Genomic DNA, 18626 nt, shown 5'->3' with positions numbered 1-18626 from the left:
TCAGGTGAATCCATGGTGAACCACGCGAGAACGCCCCTATGCGCAGGCGACGTCGCCGCCGTTCACCGTGGACAGGTTGGCGGGCAGCTTCTCCGGCGTGGGCTGGGCCTGCCCGGTGGGGGCCACGACCTCGCCCTTGTACTCCGGCCCGATGATCAGCACGATCGCGCCGACCGAGGCCGCGTCCTCCTCGAGGACCGCACCCGGGACCGATGACGCCAGCGTCTTCGCCTCGGCTTCCTTGCCCTTGCCGTAGCGCACCACGGTCTTCGGCACGGCGGGCCCGGCGTTGACATTGACGACCTGGTAGCCCAGCGCGGTGAGCTTGTCCGCGGTCTTGGCGGCGATGCGCCCGGTGGTGTTGCCGCCGTTGAGGACCTGGATCTTGAGGGTCTTCGGGTCGACGGGCCCCTGCTGGCGCAGCGGCGCGGACTGCGGCAGCGCCTGCTGGCTGCCGGAAGTGGGCGGCTGGCTGCCCGCGGGCTTCTCCCCGGGCAGCGGCTGGTCGTTGACGATGGCCCGGAACAGCGCGTTGGTCGGCTCCTGCAGGAGCACCTCGTTGCCGCGCTCGTTCGCGTCACCCACGGTCGGGACCGTCACGAACGTGACCCGGCCCGCCTCAAGGCCCTGCATCGACTGCCCGAGGCCGAGGAGCGCCTCGATGTCGATGTTGTCGCCGAAGGTGGCCTCGGCGAAGGAGGTGGCGAAGTCCGTCAGCTTGCCCGGGTCGAGCAGGACCTGGCTCGACATGGCCTTGCGCAGCAGGGACGAGAGGAACCGCTGCTGGCGCTTGATCCGGCCGTAGTCGGAGGTGATGTCGCCCTGCACGTGGCGGGCCCGGACGAAATCCAGTGCCTGATCGCCGCGCAGTTCGACGGCCTTGCCCGCGTCCTTGACGATCCACTTCTTGAGGAACGTGTCGTACATCGGCTTCTCGACGCACACGTTCACGCCCTCGACCGCGTCGACCATGCCCTTGAAGCCGTTGAAGTCGATGCCGACGAACCGGGTGATCCGCAGGCCTGAGATCTCCTGCACGACCTTCGTGGCGCACAGCGGCCCACCGACCTGGTAGGCCGTGTTCATCTTGGCGATCTTCTGCCCGGGCACGCGTTCGCCGGTGTAGGTGGCCGTCTTGGAGTCGAACCGCTCGCACTCGGGCCGCTTGATCTCCAGATCACGCGGGAACGACACGATCACCACCCGCGACCGGTCGGCGGGCACGTGCGCGATCATCATCGTGTCGGAGCGCGCGCCGGGGACCTTGTCCGCGCTGCCCACGCCGTCCTCGCCCGCGGCACCTTCGCGCGAGTCGGAGCCGACGAGCAGGAAGTTCTCGTCGCCGCGCTGCGCTTCCGGGTTCTGGATCGACTTGGAGTTGAGGTCGAGGCCGCGGACGTTCGGGATCTTGTCGTCGGCCCACTTCTGGAAGCCCCAGCCGACGGCGCTCGAGAGGAAGACCAGCGCGGCCATGACGCCTGCGACGATCTTCGCGATCTTGGACGACTGGGTCTGCTTGCGGACCTTCTTCTCCTGCAACCGGGTGCCCGCGGGCGGCTCGTCGCCTGCCTCGCCTGGGTCGGCTGTGTTGGTTGCGTCAGGCCCGACGACCCCTACCGACGCGACCAGCGCGGTCGGCTCGCCGGGGACCATCGCGAGTTCCTCGAGGTGCTCGTCGAGTTCGGCGTCCTGCGCGGCCCAGGGGTTCAGCTTGCTGAACTTGGACTTGCGGGCGCGCTCCTCGGCCTTGAGTTCGTCGTGCACCTTGGAGAAGCGGGCCAGCGTCTGGTCGACCCGCCTGCGCTTCTGGGTGTGCTCACCGATGGCTTCCATCTCGGTCGTCATGCCGATGAGCTCTTCGGGCGGCACGGCGGGAGCGGAAGGCTTCGGCGCTTCGGCGACATCGGGCCGCGGCGGCATCGACGACTGCCCGGGCGGGAGCTGCCGCGGGATCATCGGCCGTGACTGGTTTCCGGGCAGCGAGTCCTGGCCGGGGGGCGGGTAGTGGCCGGTGGCCTGGCCGATGTCCGCGTCGGGCCGGGGCCGGGGATGGCTGCCCGTGTCGCCCGCGGGCTGCCTGCCGGACAGGATCGCGTCGACCGAGCCCGCACCGGTCGGCATCGGGCCGCGCGGGGGCATGCCGTCGGCGGGCCGGGGGCCGCGCGGGTCGACGGGAAGCGGGCGGGAACCCCGGCCCGCGGGGTCCATCGGGTGCTCGCCGCCGCGGTTCCCTGGCGCCTGTCCGGGGAACGGGCCGCGCCTGCCGCCTGGCTCGCCCTCGTGGGAGGCGTCCGGCCGGTAGCCGGGGTTCTGCGGGGCCGGACGGTAGCCCTGGGGGGAATCGCTCGGCACGGGCCGCTCGTGGCCGCCAGTCGGCTGGTAGCCGCCTTGCGGGGCGGGCCGGTACCCGTTGCCCTGCTGGGCATTCGGATCGGCGGGTCGGTACCCGTTGCCCTGGGGGCCGGGAGGCAGGCGGTGGCCGCTGTTCTGGCCCGGGGGACGGTGGGGCTCCGCGGGGATCGGCCGGGCTCCGGTGCGGTGGGCCGGGTCGACAGCGCCGGTCGGCCGCGGTCCGCGCGGAAGCGGGCCCGAGTCGCCGGGCCTGCGGCCGGGCGCGGGGTCCATGGGAATCGGACGGGCGCCGGTGCGCTGGACGTCGCCGGGCTGCTCGCCGCGGTGGTTCACGTCGGGGCGGGGCGCGGGGTCCATGGGGATCGGACGGGGATCGGCCTGCCGGTGGCCCTGGGGCGGGTCCACCGGGATGGGCCGGGAGCCGGTGCGCTGCTCGCCATAGGGAACGTCCGCGGGCCGGGGCGCCGGGTCCATCGGGATCGGGCGGGGTTCCGCCTGCCGGGGACCCTGCGGGGACGCGACCGGCCGCGGTGCGACGACGGGCGCCATCGGGATCGAGTGCTGGCCGACGTCGGCGCGTCGCGGCTCTGGTCGCCGCGTGGGTTCCTCCGGCTTGACCTCGACGATGCGGTGCACCTGCTCGACCGGCAGCGGCCTGCGCGGGTCGGCGCCGGTCGGCGGGACGGCGAGGTCCGCCGGGATGGGGGCGTGCAGGATCGCGCGCGGCGGTGCCGGCGGCTCGACCGCGCGCGGCGGCGGCTCGGGCTGGGGGCGGCCGAAGGCGTCGGCGAGGTTGGGGCGGGGATCCTCCTCGACGGCGCGGCGGCGGCCGGTGCGAGGGGCGTGCGGTGCGACATCGGCGGCGGGGCCTGCCGGGAACTCACCTGTGCCGTGCTTGGCCGGGGGCTCAGGAGGTGCGACGTACTGGGGTGCGGGCGGGTCGGCGGGTTTCTCCGCCGGTCTGTGCGGCGGCGGCACGGGCTGGAGATTCGTTCGCGACCCGGTGTGCCGCTCTACGAGGTCCGAGACGCTGACCCCGCCGGACGCCTCCATCGACCGGCGCCTGCGGCGGGGCGCCTCGTCGGGTTCGGGAGCACGTCGTTTGCCACCCTGAGTCGCACGTCCGGAGTCGGGGTCGAGATCGTCGCGCACCCGGGCTCCTTCCGAAGTTCTGCTCGAACCGTTGTCAGGTGGTTATCAACACGTTGTGGGACTGCGTGCGGTTGCCCACCTAATCGTGGCAGGCGGAGGCGATAGTACGGCCGCAGGGGCGGTCGTGACGACCGCAAGCCGGGATTTGTTCACTAACGGTACGCAATTACGCGGATACCACTAGCCCAATCGGGCGAGCATCGCCCTCTGGGGGCGGTCTCAAGGCTGAATTGCTCGCGGAACAGTGACCGCACGCCTGCCGGAAGCCGGTCCGGCCAGGTGAGCCTTGCCGTCGAGCAGATAGGCGACGGCGTTGCGGCCCGACTGTTTCGCTGTGTAGAGCAAGGTGTCGGCGTCGCGCAGTTGCCGCTCGGGAGACGCGGGTGTGTTGTGCGCCACGTGCGTCGCCGGTTCGTGCGAGAGGCCGATGCTGACCGTCACGCGCAGCCCGAGGACCAACGACGACCACGCATAGGTCTCTACGCGCGCGCGTGCGGTCTCGGCCAGCGTGACCGCTGTCGGGCGGTCGACACCGGGCAGGACGAGAACGAACTCCTCCCCGCCGTAGCGGGCGCAGAACGCGCCCTCGGGCAGGCCTTGCTGCAGCAGCTCGACGACGCGCTGCAGCACCCGGTCGCCGACGAGGTGGCCGAAGGTGTCGTTGACCTGCTTGAACCAGTCGAGGTCCACCAGCGCGACACCGAGCCCGTGGGCGTGGCTCTGCTCGCTGACCACCTCCACCAGCCGCTGGTCGAGGTAGCGGCGGTTGTAGCTGGCGGTGAGGCTGTCGCGGATGCTCTGCTCGTGGGCCTCGGCGTGCTCGCGGCGCAGCCGGTCGACCTCGCGGCGGAACTGTTCGGGGATCTGCGGGGGCGCGCTGAGTTCGGACATAAGGTCCAAAGCGGACCGCAGGTGTTGGTAGGCCTGGCGGTACTGCCCGCGCGAGGCGAGCAGCGCGGCGATCGACTCGTGCAGACTCACCAGGTTCGCCGCGTCCGCGGGTGGGCCGGCGGCGGCAGAGTCGGGATCCTCGGCGTCGGCGAGCGCGGACCGACGCAGGGGAACCGTCGGCTCGTTGCGCCAGGCGCTGTCCCGTGCCCGCTGGGCGGGCTCAGATTCGGCGACGCCTCGTCCCAGTGCGGCCACCGCGGTCACCTCCTACCTACGTGGTGTGTCGTCTGTAATGACGCGAGGCTTGAGCGGACGGGACGACTGGAGCCGGGAATTCCCCCTACTGGTGGACTGAACGCTGGGCCAAGCCGGTGACGATCACTGAGCGCTGTTGCGGTACGCGCCCGTTCGGGTACCCCGAATGGATCAGCGGGTGGGGCACGGAGCGAAACCATAGGCGCGGCCGTCGAGCACGACGACCCGCTGTGACCCGATCTGCTCGGCCAGGGTCGCGTTGTCGCGGCGGATCCGAACCGACACGCCGACTACGTAGACCGAGCCGCGCGGGCGCTTGCTCGCGTCCTCGGGCTTCCACTTGGCGTCCGTGCGCAAGGTCGACAGCGCGGGCTCCACGGTGAGCACGAGGTCACCCAGGTCGCAGGTGCGGTCGGTGAAGTCGGGGTGCTGGGTGCGCCGCAGGAAGTCGCGCTGCGTCTCCGGGCCCTCGTCGGCGGCGTCGTTGAAGTCGGTGAAGTAGCGGCCGACGAGTTCGCGTTCGACTTCCGGCGCGCCCGCGCCGCCCGCGGGCACCGCTTGCCCGGCCACCGTCGTCGAGCAGGCCGACGCTGTGACCGTGACGAGTAAGACCCCCAGTACCCACCGCATGTTCAGCCCCCGGAGTGCATCAGTTCCGCACCGACCGGCACAGCGGCGTCGTCGGGATCGTCGAGCCACCCCTCCGGCAGCACGACCTTGCCCGGCGACCCCTGGCGCCCGCGCGGCCCTTCGGCCTCCTCGGGATAGGGGGCGGTCGGGTCGAGTTGTCCGATCAGGTCGGCCAGTTCGCCGAGCCCGGACACCATCGCGAAGCGGGTGCGCAGGTCGCCGCCGATCGGGAAGCCGCGCAGGTACCAGGCCATGTGCTTGCGCAGGTCGCGCAGGCCCTTCTCGGGGCCGAGGTGGTCGGCGAGGAGGGTGGCGTGCCGGAAGAGGATCCGGCCGACGGTGCCCAGGTCCGGCCCGTCGGGGATCGGGGCGCCGGTGAAGGCGGCGTGCAGCTCGGCGAACAGCCACGGCCTGCCGAGGCAGCCCCGGCCGACGACTACGCCGTCACACCCGGTCTGCTCGACCATCTTGATGGCGTCGGTCGCGCTGAAGATGTCGCCGTTGCCCAGCACCGGGATGGTCGTCACCGCTTCCTTGAGCCGCGCGATCCGCGACCAGTCCGCCTGACCGGAGTACCGCTGCGCCGCCGTCCGCGCGTGCAGCGCGACCGCCACGGCGCCCTCGGCCTCGGCGATGCGCCCCGCGTCGAGGTAGGTGATGTGCTCGTCGTCGATGCCGACCCGGAACTTCACGGTGACCGGCAGGTCCCCGGCGTTGCGCACGGCGGCGGCGACGATCTCGCCGAACAGCCGTCGCTTGAACGGCAGCGCCGCCCCGCCGCCCTTGCGGGTGACCTTGGGGACGGGACAGCCGAAGTTCATGTCGATGTGGTCGGCCAGGCCCTCCGCGACGATGATCTTGACCGCCTCGCGCATGTTGGCCGGGTCGACGCTGTAGAGCTGCATGGACCGGGGGTGCTCGTCGGCCCCGAAGGTGATCATTTCCATCGTCTTCGGATCGCGCTCGACGATCGCCCTGGCGGTGATCATCTCGCACACGTAGAGCGACGTCGGACTGCCGAACTCGCGACACAGCGTCCGGAACGCGACGTTGGTGATGCCCGCCATCGGGGCGAGCACGACCCGAGGATCGACCTTGTACGGGCCGATCATGAGGGGCGGGACCTGGGACATCACGCCTCAAGGCTAACGGAGTGCCCGCCGGGCCCAGGAATCGTGACGTGGCCTACAGCGCCGGGTGCGCCCGACTGGCCCTGTGCGCACTCGGCCGTTTCTGAGATCATCGAGGGGTCCGAGGTCGTCTGTCCCTGACTCGGTGGGCCGAATCGCGTATTCGGGCCGGCCGTGGAGGTACAGGCGTTCCTTCTTCCAGTGGTCGAAGGGGACGCCGATGGTGTTCGCGCGCGTTTCTCCCGGCCCGACGAGGGAGAACGCTTCATGCCCACGCTTGTCCAGGTGCTGACCCAGCTGCCGGTGCCCTTGCTGGCGATCGTCGTGCTGCTCAGATACGCGCCGTCCGCGCTGCTCGTTCTCCTCGCCGGGGTCATCGCGGTGGCGGTGCGCGGCGAGCGCGGCGAGCGGGCGCTCACCGTCCTGCGAATGCTGCTCCAAGCGCGTCGGACGCGGGTGGGTCGACCGCGCCGAACTCGATCAGCCTCAGCGCAGGTGGACGAACCGGGTTCCGGCGGCCAGTAGCGGCGGCAGGGCGGCGGCCATGCCCTGGGCGGTGGCGCCGCCGGGGCGGTTCATGTGGGCGATGACGATCGAGCCCGGCCGCACCCCGGCCATGGCCCGGGTGATCTGGGGCAGGCTCGCCCGGGCGCCGCTGTCGGCGTTGACGTCGAAGCCGATGACCTGTTCGCCCAGCTCGGCGACGATCTTGGTGGCGACGTCGTCGTAGTGGGCGGTGCCGGAGCGGAAGAACGCCGGTGGCCTGCCGAGCGCGCGCGTGAGCAGCTCGTGGTTGCCGGCGATCTCGTCGTAGACCTCGCCCGCGTCGCGGGTGCCCGCGATGCCGTACGCCGAGCGGCCCGCGACCGAGAGCGGCAGGTGCCTGGTGCCGTGGTTGGCGATGTCGAAGAGCGGGTCGGCCGCCAGGTCGCGGAAGATCGCCGGGTTGGCCTCGATCCAGCGGGCGTTGAGGAACAGCGTCGCGGGGGTACGAAGGTCGCGCAGGGTCTTGATCAGCGCGCCGTCGTACTGGGCGCCGCCGGGGCCGCCGCACGCGTCGAACGTCAAGGCGACGCCCGCCGAGGGCAGGCGGTTGATCACGCCGGGCACGGTCAGGCCGAACTGGGTGGGCCGGACCGCCTGATAGCGGCGCACCACGGCCGCCCGCGCGGTCGGAGCGGCGGGCGTCGTGGTCGGTGCCGTGGAGACCGGGGCCGGTGCGGACGCCGACGTCGTGGGGACGGCGTACGAACTCGGCGACGGGCTCGGCGCTGAACTGGGCTCGGTGGCCCGCGTGCGCGGCTCCGGGGGCGTGCACGCGCTGAGGACGCCCACCGCCCCGGCGGTGAGCAGGGCGCGCCTGCTGAGTGTCATCCCCACACCATCAGGCTAGGGCGTATCCAGTGGATCTTGCCGGAGACGCCCTGGTCCGGGCTGCGAAGTCTGCGAGGTCTGCGAAGTTCTAGTACCAGTCCGACAGTCCGGCGTCGGTGGTGTCCTCGGCCTGGAACAGGTCGGCGTCGGCGAACGCGCCGTCGTCGAGGGTGTCGTCCTCCGCGGGCGGCTCCTCCTCGGCGGTGGGCTCTTCCTCCTCGGCGGCGGGCGGCTCTTCGGACTCCCCGGACTCCCCGGACTCGTCAGACCCCTCAGACCCGGACTCGTTCTCGAACTCGACATCCGTCGGGATGTTCTCGAAACCCGAGTCCTCCCCGGCCGACTCGCCCTTGGAGCCGTCGTCCTTGGCGTCGCCCTCGTCCCGGGGCTCGTGGTCCTTCGGCTCCTCTTTGTCCTCGGTGGGAACGTTCTCGCCCTTGTCCTCCACGGGAGTGTCCTTCGCGGGCGTGTCCTCCTCGGGCACGTCGGACGGCTGGTCCTGCGACTGGTCGTCCGGCGCGGCGTCCTTCTTCTCCTCCGGGACGTCCTCGGCCTGCGGTTCGGCCTTCGGCTCGCCGCCCTGGCCCTTGGCGTTCCACGTGCCCAGCCCGGTCGGGTCGGAGTACGCCGACTCCGCCACCCCGTCGTTGTCGTGGTCGAGCAGCGCGGTGTCGGCGACACCGTCGCCGTCGGAGTCCCACATGGCGTCGTCGTAGCGGCCGTCACCATCGAAGTCGACGGCGATCGCGTCGGTCGTGCCGTCGCCGTCCACGTCCACATTGGCCTGGCCGTGGTGCACGTTCGGGTCGCCCTCGCCGGTGCCGAACCGATACTCGATGTCCGCCATGTGTCGTCCCCTCTGAGATCTAAGTCGACGGGTAGACGTCCATGTCCCCGTCACGGTTCCAGCTCGCCCACGGGTTCGTCGCGAGGTAAGCGTTGCGGTACCGCTTGTCGTCGGTGACTTCCTCGCCCAGCCATGGCGGGCGGGGGAACTCGGCGTCGGCAGTGTCCAGTTCCAGTTCGGCGAGCACAAGCCCTTCGTTGTCGCCGAGGAACACGTCCACTTCGAACAGATACCCGTCGACGTCGACGACGTGGCGGTCCTTCTCCACCGGTGATCCCTCGCACAGTCCCGAGGAGCGCACGCCTTCGACGAAGTCCACCGGCACCTCGGTCTCGAACTCCGGCCGGGAGATCCCCTTCGCCTGGCCCTTGACCGTCACCCACGCCTTGTCGCCGGAGCTGCGCACCCGCACCTGCGCGCGTTCGCCGATGGCGAGGTACGCCTGCACCATCCGGTTGGTCGAGATCACCGACGACCGCCACGAGTCGTCCGCCACCAGGAACTTCCGCTCGATTTCCTCCATCGCGCCAGGCTGTCAGGCGCGCCGCGCGCCGTCCACCGCGGTCAGAAGTAGGACTCGGCCAGCAGGCTCATCAGCGTCTCCCGGGGCGCGTCGGCCCACTCGCCGGGCGAGACGGCGACAGCGCGAGCCCAGACGAGGGTCCGCGCGACCTTCGCGACCCGGCACGCCAGGTCCAGCTCGGCCGCCAGTTCCGCGTGCGATCCCAGGTCGGCGAAGACCTCCAGGTAGGCGTCGCGCACCCGCAGCACGCCGGTGGTCTGCTTGCCGAGGATGTCGGCGAGGACCTTGAGCGGGACGAACATCGCGGCGAACGGGTGCGCGATGACCGCGTCGCCCCAGTCGTAGAAGCGCACCGCGTCGGGATCGGCCAGGTCGGCGAGCAGGATGTTGTTCGCGTGCAGGTCGTTGTGGTCCAGGCTCGGCGGCACCGGGGACACAGCCAGCCGGGCGCACCAGTCGGCGAACTCGCCGGACTTCGCGGCGACGGCGGGCAGGTCGCCCACCACGGCGAGGGCTTCGTCGAACCGCTGCGGCATCACCGTGGGCCGCATGTCGGTGACCCCCGCGGCGAGCATCCGGTCGACGTGCGGGGCGAGGTCGCGCTGCAGCAGGCCGTAGCGCGGTATGACCTCGGTCAGCACTTTGACCAGGTCGTCGTCCGCGAGGTCGCGGTCGGCGATCGTGCGGCCGCCGTCGGGCAGCAGCATCCAGCCGCGCTCGGCGTCGGTGGCGATGGGGGCGAGGACGCGGTGCGGGACCAGTTCGTGCAGCACGTCGTACAGCCCGGCCTCGAAGGCGTTCGGCGGGTTGACCGCCTTGAGCCACACGGTTCCGACCGTGGTCGGCGCGGTCAGCTGGGTCGACCAAGGTCGCACGCGCGGCTGCTCGGCCGGGCCGGTCCGCTCGATGCCCGCGTCGGCCAGCCGCTCGTCCAGCCACGCCGTCGCCAGTTCCACCCATGCCGCCGACGACCACGTTTCGACTCCCATGGCCACCAGCCTTCCAAACGACGGTCGAAACGCCCAGGGGTGCCGCGGCGGGCACCCCTGGGCGGTGGATCAGCCGGTCACCGAGAGGCTGTAGCCCGCGACACCGTTCTGGCAGTGGTACGAGGTGAAGACGCCACCGGACTTGCCGTTGTTGCCCACACCCTGGCAGTCGGCCAGCGACGGGAAGGTGTTGATGTAGACGCCGCTCACCGAGCCGGACTTCGCGGTGACGGACAGGCTGTAGCCCGCGATACCCGCCTGGCAGGTGTAGGAGGCGAACACGCCGCCCGCGACACCGTTGTTGCCGCTGGTGGCGCAGTGGCCGCTGGTGCCGGTGTAGAGGAAGACCGAGTTGGCGGGTGCGGCCTGCGCGGTGCCCGCGGCGAGCGCGAACGCGGCGGCGGTGCCCGCTAACACGGTGGTCACTGCGCGCATGCGGTTGGTCATGTCTGTTCCTCCTGAGTCGGGTGGATGCCATGTGACGGCACCGAAATCGACGCTAACAGCAGGAATCAGTCCACAGTGGATAGAGCAAATGCCGATGCTCGACTCTCGGTAAACGAGTTGACAGGGCAAGATCAGTTGATCACTTGCCGACCGGCAGGTCCGCGTCTTGAACGCCGTTTTCGCTTGACAGCCAAGGGATTTCTCCCTTGTTAGCGCACAGTGAGGCCTGTGATGTCGATCATGTGTCCGCGCTCCAGCCGTCGCCCCACTCGACATCGCGGGCCCGCTTGTAGGCGGCGGGGTCGCGCTTGGTGATCTTGACTTCGGCGAGCCCGTCCGCGTCGGTGCACAGCTTCAGCGACACCAGTCCCTTGCGCTTGAACGGGTGGCGCAGCACGCGGTTGTCCACGTGCGGCAGGTCGGCGCGGGTGAGGGCGACGTAGGAGTACTTCTCGTCCTCGTGCGCGAGCGTCGCGGACTTGATCCGCCGGTGCAGCGCGGTCCGGTTGAGCCGTTCGGCGAAGTGGCACCAGTCCTGCCCGCGCGGGATCGGGCACGCGCGCTCGTGCGGACACGGCGCCAGCACCTTCATCCCGTCGGCGATGAGCAGGTCGCGGGCCGCGACGATCCGCTCGTAGCCCGCGGGCGTGCCGGGCTCGACCAGCACCAGCAGACCCGCGTCCTGGGCAAGCGAGCGCACCACCTCCGCCCGCGACGACTCCGCCAGCTCGCCGAGCACGTAGGACAACGTCACCAGGTCGGCGGCGGGCTTGGCCACGCTGCTCCCGATGACGGCCCGCTCCCACCGCGCCGATCGCACCGCGAGCGCCGACGAGCGCTCCGCGAGCTTGCGGCCCAGGGCGATCGCGGGCGCAGACTGCTCCAACACAGTCACCTCCGCCAGCGACGGCCACACTGACTGGGCCGCCCACACCGACGTCCCCGTGCCGCCGCCGACGTCCACCATCGACGTCGGCTGGAACTCGGGGGCCAGGGCGGCCGCGTGCCGCAGCGCGGCCGACACGGCGGCGAAGGTCGCGGGCATCCGGTACGCCGCGTAGGCAGCGACCGTGAGGTCTTTGTCCAGCACCAGCGACGACGGGTCGACACCACCGCGGTAGAGCTGGATGAGCGCCTCGACGGCGTCGGTGACCTGCGAGGTCGGGAACCGCCCGAGGGCGTCGTCGAGGGCGCCTGCGAGTTCGGCGGGGAGGGTGGACACGGCTTCGAATCATGCCTGGTCAATCCCGGTCGGCTCAGCTGGGTGGTAATGACCGGGCCTTGACCTCCCCCGGCTCTGGCACGACCATCGGCACGACCAGATCAGGAGCCCGCGATGTTCAGTGAGCCCGACTTCGCCTACGACAGCACCATGCCGTCGTTCGCGGCCGCCCTGCGTTCGGCGATCGATGCGAAGGGCCTCGGGCTGGTCCGGATCCAGGACCGGCTGAACAGGCGCGGGGTGTCGGTCAGCCTGGCGACGCTGAGCTACTGGCAGACCGGCCGCAGCCGCCCGGCCCGGCAGTCCTCGCTGGCCGTGGTCCGTCACCTTGAGGACATCCTGGACGTCCCACGCGGCGCGCTGACCGCCCTGATCGACCCGCACCGCCCGGCGATGGGCGCGTTCTGGCCGCGGGAGACCCCGGTGGAGGACGCGGTCAGCGGGGTCGACATCGGCTGGGACGACCGGCTGACCCGGCTCAGCCAGCACGACCGCGTCGTCGTCGGCGGCGACCGGGGCGAGCGGACGTCGACCTCGCGGCAGGTGCTGCGCGCGGAGGCGGACGGCCCGGACCGCTGGATCGTCATCAACCACATCGACGAGCACGACCGCGCGCTGCCCACGATCCGGCCGCTGCGCAACTGTCATCTCGGCCGGACGATCAGCAGGCCGGAGAGCGGGCTGCTGGTCGCCGAACTCGTCTTCGACACGGTTCTTCGCCGCGGCGAGACGATCGTCCTCGAACACGAGTTGGTCAGCAGGCCGCCGCATCCGCTGGCCACCAACTACGAGCGCAAGTTCCGGCTGCCGGTGCGCGAGTACGTGCTGGAGGTGTGCTTCGACCCGGCCGCCGCGCCCGGGCGGTGTGAGCAGTTCGCTCGGACGGCGGGCAACGCCGAGCGGGTGCGGCCGATGGCTGTCGATGACCGGCATACGGTGCATTCCGTGGCCCTGGACTTCGGTCCGGGCTGTTTCGGCTTCCGCTGGGACTGGGACTGACCAGCCCATTCTCGGGTCGCGCTCAACCTTCGCCCAGGTCGGACGTCTTCAAGTGAAGAGATAACCGATACCTGGGGGCAGTGCGTATGAGCATGGGGCAGGACGCCGACCTGGCGGAACGAATACTGAACCAGCCGTTGGTGGCGGCCGCGATGGTCGCCGGGTGCGTGGTGATCGGGTTCGTGGCGCTCGTGCTGGCCAGGTGGCGGGGCTGGCGTCGGGTTCCGGCCGTGCTCGCGGGCTTCGGGCTCGCGCTCGCGCTGGCCGTCACGCTGGGAAGATCCGGCGTCCTGGATCCGGACATCGCCACGCTGGACCCGTTGCGGCGGTGCGTCGAGAACGACTTCGCGTTGGCGAGCACGAAACAGCGGCTGAACTTCTACATGCTCATGCCGTTCGCGTTCTTCGCCACGCTCGCCATCCGCCGCGCCTGGCCGGTGATGATCGCCTGCGCCGTGCTCAGCGCGGGCATCGAGCTGACGCAGGCCCTGATCGCGGTCGGCATCTGCGACTCGCAGGACTTCTACAACAACACCGTCGGTGGCCTGATCGCGGTGGTCGCCGCATGGGGGATCGACAAGATCGTCTCCACCCACGAGCCGGATGCCGCCACCGCGCGGCGGTGACGGCATCCGGGATCATCCGCGACCGGTCAGCAGGAGCCGAGGTCGCGCCAGTTGCTCCACGGGGACGATCCGGGAGCCTGGCCGGTGGTGTACCAGGTCGCTTCCCAGCGGTGGCTGTTGTAGGAGACGCGGTTGCCCGGCGAGTACCAGGCATTCGGGTTCCACGGCTGCACGTCCGAGCACGACGGTGTCGGCGTCGGTGTGGTGCCGCCGCCGGTGGTCTGGTTGATCCAGTTCTTGTAGGCCGGGACGTTCATGTAGATCGCGGGCGCGGTGCCGCAGGTGTCCTGGCCCTGGCCCGCGCGGCTGGTGGCGCCGGTCAGTTCCCAGCGGCCGTTGACCTGGCGCACCGACGGGCCGCCGGAGTCGCCGTAGCAAGCGCCGGTGTTGGGCTTGTCGCCGAGGCAGATCTCCTTGGTGGAGTCGAAGTTGTCGGTGCAGCCGGAGCTGAGGACCTTGACGTCGATCTCCTGCAGGTTCGTCGGCGCGCCGCCGCAGCCGCGGGTCGGGCAGGTCTGGCCCCAGCCGATGAGCCGGGTGACGGTCCCCGCCGGGCCCGGGTCGGCGGCGATGGTGATGGGTGCCTGCTGCACGGCGGAAGCGAGCTTGACCAGCGCGAAGTCGCGCCCGTCCGGGCTCTTCGTCTGCGACGCGATCCGCACGAGCGTGCCGCCGGAGTTCCAGGTGGTGGTGCCGACCCGTGCCTGGGTCAGGCTGCCGACGCAGTGCGCGGCGGTCGCCACCCACTGCGGGGCGATCAGCGAACCACCGCAGTGGTGACCTTGAGATGTCTGCAGGGACACCATGAACGAGTAGGTCTGGCTGGCGTTGCCGCCGCCGATGATCATCGGCTGGGCCACGTTGTCCTCGGGCGGCGGCGGCGCGGCGAACGCGGACGGCGCGGCGATGGCCACACCGATCGCGGACGCGGCCAGACTCACCGCGAGCACGGCTTTCTTGAGCCGCATGCGGGCTCCTCTCGAAATGCAGGGTTTAAAATCACGGACGCAGGTATCCGTGCAGCGAAATATGACCCAGCCTTCTGGCCAAGGCTCATCTAAACGGGGTATTAATTGCGGTTATGGCGAACTTGGAACTGAGACACCTGCGGACGATCTGCGCGATCGCCGAGGAAGGAAGCGTGTCCAAGGCGGCGGCGCGAATCGGCGTGTCGCAGCCCGCGATGACCACGCAGCTGCGCTCCATCGAGCGGTTGATCGGCGGCGACCTGTTCGAGCGGTCCCCGACGGGCAGCGTGCCGACCGAGCTGGGCCGCAGCCTCATCCGCTCGGCGCGGGTGGTACTCGACGACGTCAAGACGCTGCTGAACATGGGCGACCCGAAGGCGCGCTCGGCGGCCGACACCTCGCTGGTCTTCGCCTCCATGCCGATGCTGTTCACCGGGACCGTGGTCTCCGAACTGGCCGCGTGGATCCGCTGCGCCGAGGTGCGGGTGCAGACCTACACGGCAGGCTCGGGCGTCCTGGACCTGGTCGCGTCCGGCCGCGCCGACGTTGCCGTGTTCGAGTGGTTCGAGGGCGTTGACCAGCGCAAACTGTCCGGTGTCGAGGTCCGCTCACTGGTCCGCGAGCCGCAGTTCGTCGGCCTGAGCGAGGACGACCCGCTCGCCGGAGCCGACGAAATCGATCTGGCCGACCTCGCCCGCCGGGACTGGGTGGTGCCGCCACCGGAGGAGGACGGCCTGCGCATCCAACTCCGCCACGCGTGCGACGCGGCGGGCTTCCTGCCCCGCCTCACCCACCAGGTCAGCGACGCCCGGACCGCCATGACCCTCACCGCGGACGGCGCGGTCTGCCTGCTCCAACCCGCCTCGATCGACGGCTACGGGGTCGTCGTGCGCCCGCTGCGCGGTACGCCGCTGATCACCCCGGTGCTGCTGGCCATCCGCTCGGACGGTCCGTGGGCCGACCGCAGACACGAGCTCACCGCCTGCGTCGCACACGCCTACTCGACAATTGTCGCGCGCAATCCGTATTACGCGAAGTGGTGGATCGATCACCCGGAACACCACGCCGAACTCGATGCCGCGCTGCTTCTGCCAAGGCCTAGCCGACCGCAGTAGGGGGATCCACGAAATGTCTGCTACTCGCCAATTCATGCCATTACCAGTTGCGCTCATCAGGAAATTTGATGGCCGAATGGGATGGGTGGCGCGGGCCCTGTCCCCCGCTGATCACCCAGTCTCGCCTCCCCGCCGTCTGACACCCGGTACACTCGCGCAGCGGAGGGGCGTTAGCTCAATCGGTAGAGCTGCTGACTTTTAATCAGTAGGTTCCGGGTTCGAGCCCCGGGCGCCCCACAACTTCCCCCTCGGGCTTGGTCGATCCGGTTTCCACGTGCGTTGAATTTGCTACGGTGAGGTCGACTTCCGGGGGGAACGATGATCACCGACATCCGTGCGCGCCAGTCCGGCCGGTGGGCGGGGTACGCGACCGCGGCGTGCGCGTTTCTGTTCGCCCTCACCAGCTTCTACTGGGGCTTCGGCGGCACCTTCGCCCTCGACACGGTCGGTCGTGAGGCGGTGGAGCTGATCGAGGCGGGCGATCCGGGCATCTACTTCGCCGTGTGGTTCGCGGGGTTCGTCAAGGTCGCGGGCGGTGTCGTGGCGCTGGCACTGGTCCAGCCGTGGGGCCGGAAGCGGTTCCCGCACTGGATGCTGATGCTCGCGGGCTGGGGCGGCGCGGCCGCCCTCATCCTCTATGGCGCCGCGCAAATCGGGATCCAGCTGCTGGTCCGGGCCGGAATCCTTGTGCCGCCTGGGGATATGGACTGGCGCGGCTTCTACGGCCACCTCTACCTGTGGGCCCCATGGTTCGTCGTGTGGGGCGTGCTCATGGCCATCACCGCCTTCCACTACACCCGCGGGCGGTCGGCACAGGTCGCGGAAAGCGTTGGCTGACCGCCTATGCGTACAAGCGCGCCAGTTCGCTGGTCGTCTCGGCGAACAGTTGTCGGAGTTCCGGTGGCTCGATGACCTCGATGTCCGCGCCCATCCGCAACAAGTCGCTGACAGTGTGGCTGGGGGATTCCACCGGGATCACCGCACGAGTCCATAGTGGACGCTCGCCGGGTTCGCCGGTCTCCTCGATCGCCCGCACTGCCTCGGTGGACAGGATGTCGGGCATCCGCTCCATCCCGCGCGGGGACAGTGCCACGGTCGCGGTGCCGCGCAGGCGCCAGGACAGGAACTCCTCCACGTAGGACTTCCAGTAGGCGACGAGGTCGAAATCGGGGCGGTCGAACGTTTCCGTGGACACCTCGAGGTCCAGGATCGCGGAGACCCGGTACGTCGACACCGTGGTCGAGCCGTGAGCCACCAGGTACCAGCGGCCCGCCTTCAGGACGACGCCGTACGGCCGCAACGTCCGGGTCACCTCGCGCGGGGTCTTCCAGCGGCGGTAGCGCACGTCGATCACCCGCTGGTTCCACACCGAGCCGGCGACGGCGGCCAGGTGCGGGGTCTGGTCGGAGTCGTACCAGCCCGGGGTGTCCAGATGGAACCGCGAGGAGATGCGCCCCGCCCGGTCGCGCAGTTCTTCGGGAAGGGCGGCGACCATCTTGAGCTGCGCGGCGGCGACCACGGAGCCGAGCCCCAACTCGGCGGCAGGCCCGGGCATGAGGAACAGGGACTCGGCTTCGTCGCTGGTGAGTCCGGTGAGCTTGGAGCGGTAGCCGCCGAGGAGTTGGTATCCGCCCGCGGGGCCCGCGCTGCCGTAGAGGGGAATGCCCGCGGCGTGCAGGGCGTCGACGTCGCGGTAGACGGTGCGGATCGAGACTTCGAGTTCGGTCGCGAGTTCCTGGGCGGTCAGCCTGCCGCGAGTCTGCAGAAGCAGGAGGAGGGACACCAGTCTGCTCGCGCGCATGGGGGAAGTTTCGCAGGTACCACTGACAGAAGATGTCAGTGATACCCCTCTAGCGTCCGGGACATGACCAAGGGGTTCGATTTTCTGCATGGCAGTTGGAATGTCGTCAACCGGCGGCTCCTCGACCCGCTGACCGGGAGCGACAAGTGGGACGAGTTCCCCGCGGTGTCGACGTGTCGGCCGTTCTTCGGGGGCAACATCGACGAGGTTTCGTTCCCCACCAAGGGGTCCGCTGGGTTGACGTTGCGGACTTGGGATGTGGAGCGGGAGCACTGGGCGATCTACTGGATCAGCAGCCGGGACGGAGTGCTGCAGGCGCCGGTGTTCGGGAACTTCGCGTCCGATAGCGAGGGGGAGTTCTACGGGTGGGACGAGTTTGAGGGGCGGCGGGTGAAGGTCAGCTACTTGTGGACGGTGCACTCGCCTGACTCGGCTACTTGGCGGCAGGGGTTCTCGGTGGATGACGGGGAGACTTGGGAGATCAACTGGGTGATGGAGTTGTCTCGTTAGTTCTCCGTGGCTCCGCGGCTTCCGGCTTCGTGGCTCCGGCTTCTGGCTCCGTGGGTTCCGGCTTCTGGCTCCCGGGTCCGTGGCAGGTGGGGTCTCCCTCGGCTTTGATTGTTTAACTCTCGGGCGGCGGTATCAAGGGCGGCCGTAAACGGCCGTCGCTTCGCGATCAGCGGAGCTGACCCTTGACACCGCCGCCCGAGAGCTAACGATTGCCTGGACGAGGGTGCAGGGGGAAGTGCAGGGACTAAGGGCATCGTTGAGGTGATCTCTTCCGGGGTGGGTGCTGTGGGGGAACTGCTTAGTTAGTGGGGGCGGTGGGGTGGTTGGGGTGGGTCTCTCTCCGCTTGGCGGTGGCAGGCGCGACCTGGTGCTTTGAGTTGGGCGGCAATGGTTATGGGGTGAGTAGCTGATCGTTCTTCTGCCTTGCTTGCCTGCCAGCCCTGCCCGCGTTGCCAGCCCTGCCCGCGTTGCCAGCCCTGCCCGCGTTGCCCGCGTTGCCCGCCCTGCTTGCCCGCCCGCCCTGCCTGCCTGCCTGCCTGCCCGACTTGCCTGCCCGACTTTGCCTGCCCGACTTGCCTGCCCGACTTGCCTGCCTGCCTGCCCGGCCTGCCGCCCTGCCAGCCTTGCCTTGCTTGCCTTGCCGGCCCGCCTTGCTTGCCACGCCCTGCTTTGCGTGCCGTGCCTTGCTTGCCGCACATGCTTGCCCCTGCTCGCTTTGCCCTGACTCTTCCTCCTCCCCCTGCTGGGCCGCCGGGGCGATGAGGTGGGACTGGGCTGCGGCAGGGGGAAGGGGGG

Annotated in this window: 18 protein-coding genes and 1 tRNA gene; 7 read left to right on the top strand and 12 right to left on the bottom strand. The window is 70.1% G+C overall.

Annotated features, from left to right (window positions below; all coding sequences use genetic code 11):
* Positions 1-36 precede the first annotated feature (36 nt).
* The 4 genes from C8E96_RS06685 to dusB all read right to left on the bottom strand — a co-directional run bounded on the left by C8E96_RS06685 (position 37) and on the right by dusB (position 6413).
* Complete coding sequence (locus tag C8E96_RS06685) at positions 37-3504, bottom strand: LCP family protein (protein ID WP_133794219.1); 3468 nt, start codon at positions 3502-3504, stop codon at positions 37-39.
* Between the two features lie 219 nt (positions 3505-3723).
* Positions 3724-4563 (bottom strand): GGDEF domain-containing protein, encoded by an 840-nt coding sequence (locus tag C8E96_RS06680; RefSeq protein WP_166658222.1) that lies wholly within the window; start codon positions 4561-4563, stop codon positions 3724-3726.
* A 258-nt stretch (positions 4564-4821) separates the two neighbouring features.
* Complete coding sequence (locus C8E96_RS06675; RefSeq protein ID WP_091376144.1) at positions 4822-5280, bottom strand: hypothetical protein; 459 nt, start codon at positions 5278-5280, stop codon at positions 4822-4824.
* Between the two features lie 2 nt (positions 5281-5282).
* The gene (gene dusB / locus C8E96_RS06670; protein ID WP_091376140.1) at positions 5283-6413 is read right to left on the bottom strand and encodes a tRNA dihydrouridine synthase DusB; all 1131 of its coding nucleotides are present in this window, start codon (positions 6411-6413) and stop codon (positions 5283-5285) included.
* 264 nt (positions 6414-6677) lie between these two features.
* On the opposite strand from dusB, the gene C8E96_RS06665 reads away from it, so the two are divergent.
* A complete protein-coding gene (locus C8E96_RS06665; RefSeq protein WP_091376996.1) occupies positions 6678-6935 on the top strand; it encodes a hypothetical protein in 258 nt (85 codons plus the stop codon).
* Here C8E96_RS06665 and C8E96_RS06660 read toward each other — a convergent pair.
* The 6 genes from C8E96_RS06660 to C8E96_RS06635 form a co-directional block, all read right to left on the bottom strand.
* Entirely contained in the window at positions 6897-7784 is an 888-nt protein-coding gene (locus C8E96_RS06660) for a polysaccharide deacetylase family protein (protein ID WP_091376137.1), read from the bottom strand. The genes C8E96_RS06665 and C8E96_RS06660 overlap by 39 nt on opposite strands.
* An 88-nt stretch (positions 7785-7872) precedes the next feature.
* Positions 7873-8631 (bottom strand): hypothetical protein, encoded by a 759-nt coding sequence (locus tag C8E96_RS06655; protein WP_091376133.1) that lies wholly within the window; start codon positions 8629-8631, stop codon positions 7873-7875.
* A gap of 19 nt (positions 8632-8650) precedes the next feature.
* Complete coding sequence (locus tag C8E96_RS06650; protein WP_091376129.1) at positions 8651-9154, bottom strand: CYTH domain-containing protein; 504 nt, start codon at positions 9152-9154, stop codon at positions 8651-8653.
* Between the two features lie 41 nt (positions 9155-9195).
* A complete protein-coding gene (locus C8E96_RS06645) occupies positions 9196-10143 on the bottom strand; it encodes a phosphotransferase (RefSeq protein WP_091376127.1) in 948 nt (315 codons plus the stop codon).
* Between the two features lie 69 nt (positions 10144-10212).
* Positions 10213-10590, bottom strand: coding sequence for a hypothetical protein (locus C8E96_RS06640; protein ID WP_091376125.1), 378 nt, complete (start codon positions 10588-10590; stop codon positions 10213-10215).
* Between the two features lie 238 nt (positions 10591-10828).
* The gene (locus C8E96_RS06635) at positions 10829-11812 is read right to left on the bottom strand and encodes a small ribosomal subunit Rsm22 family protein (protein ID WP_091376124.1); all 984 of its coding nucleotides are present in this window, start codon (positions 11810-11812) and stop codon (positions 10829-10831) included.
* Positions 11813-11926: 114 nt separating this feature from the next.
* Between C8E96_RS06635 and C8E96_RS06630 the strand changes: the two genes are divergently transcribed.
* Both C8E96_RS06630 and C8E96_RS06625 read left to right on the top strand, forming a co-directional pair.
* A complete protein-coding gene (locus tag C8E96_RS06630; protein ID WP_091376122.1) occupies positions 11927-12811 on the top strand; it encodes a transcriptional regulator in 885 nt (294 codons plus the stop codon).
* 86 nt (positions 12812-12897) lie between these two features.
* On the top strand, positions 12898-13437 hold the full coding sequence (locus tag C8E96_RS06625) for a VanZ family protein (protein WP_091376120.1): 540 nt from the start codon (positions 12898-12900) through the stop codon (positions 13435-13437).
* Between the two features lie 26 nt (positions 13438-13463).
* Here C8E96_RS06625 and C8E96_RS06620 read toward each other — a convergent pair whose 3' ends face one another.
* Positions 13464-14405 (bottom strand): trypsin-like serine protease, encoded by a 942-nt coding sequence (locus C8E96_RS06620; protein WP_091376117.1) that lies wholly within the window; start codon positions 14403-14405, stop codon positions 13464-13466.
* Positions 14406-14518: 113 nt separating this feature from the next.
* Here C8E96_RS06620 and C8E96_RS06615 point away from each other — a divergent pair, with 113 nt between their 5' ends.
* The 3 genes from C8E96_RS06615 to C8E96_RS06605 all read left to right on the top strand — a co-directional run bounded on the left by C8E96_RS06615 (position 14519) and on the right by C8E96_RS06605 (position 16357).
* Positions 14519-15520 (top strand): LysR family transcriptional regulator, encoded by a 1002-nt coding sequence (locus C8E96_RS06615; RefSeq protein ID WP_091376115.1) that lies wholly within the window; start codon positions 14519-14521, stop codon positions 15518-15520.
* Positions 15521-15684: 164 nt separating this feature from the next.
* Positions 15685-15757 (top strand) — tRNA-Lys (locus tag C8E96_RS06610).
* Between the two features lie 81 nt (positions 15758-15838).
* Positions 15839-16357 carry a DUF3995 domain-containing protein gene (locus C8E96_RS06605; RefSeq protein WP_091376112.1) on the top strand — a complete coding sequence of 173 codons (519 nt, stop codon included), beginning with the start codon at positions 15839-15841 and terminating at the stop codon, positions 16355-16357.
* A gap of 4 nt (positions 16358-16361) precedes the next feature.
* On the opposite strand, the gene C8E96_RS06600 is transcribed toward C8E96_RS06605, so the two are convergent.
* Positions 16362-17321: a helix-turn-helix transcriptional regulator gene (locus tag C8E96_RS06600; protein WP_091376110.1), complete on the bottom strand. Its 960-nt coding sequence runs from the start codon at positions 17319-17321 to the stop codon at positions 16362-16364.
* A 63-nt stretch (positions 17322-17384) separates the two neighbouring features.
* Between C8E96_RS06600 and C8E96_RS06595 the strand changes: the two genes are divergently transcribed.
* Positions 17385-17831: a hypothetical protein gene (locus C8E96_RS06595; protein WP_091376108.1), complete on the top strand. Its 447-nt coding sequence runs from the start codon at positions 17385-17387 to the stop codon at positions 17829-17831.
* Positions 17832-18626 lie beyond the last annotated feature (795 nt).

Origin of the sequence: Actinokineospora alba (genome assembly GCF_004362515.1) — a bacterium.
GTDB lineage: Bacteria > Actinomycetota > Actinomycetes > Mycobacteriales > Pseudonocardiaceae > Actinokineospora > Actinokineospora alba.
The sequence above is the reverse complement of the archived record's forward strand: the minus strand, read 5'-3'. Positions and strand labels throughout refer to the sequence as shown.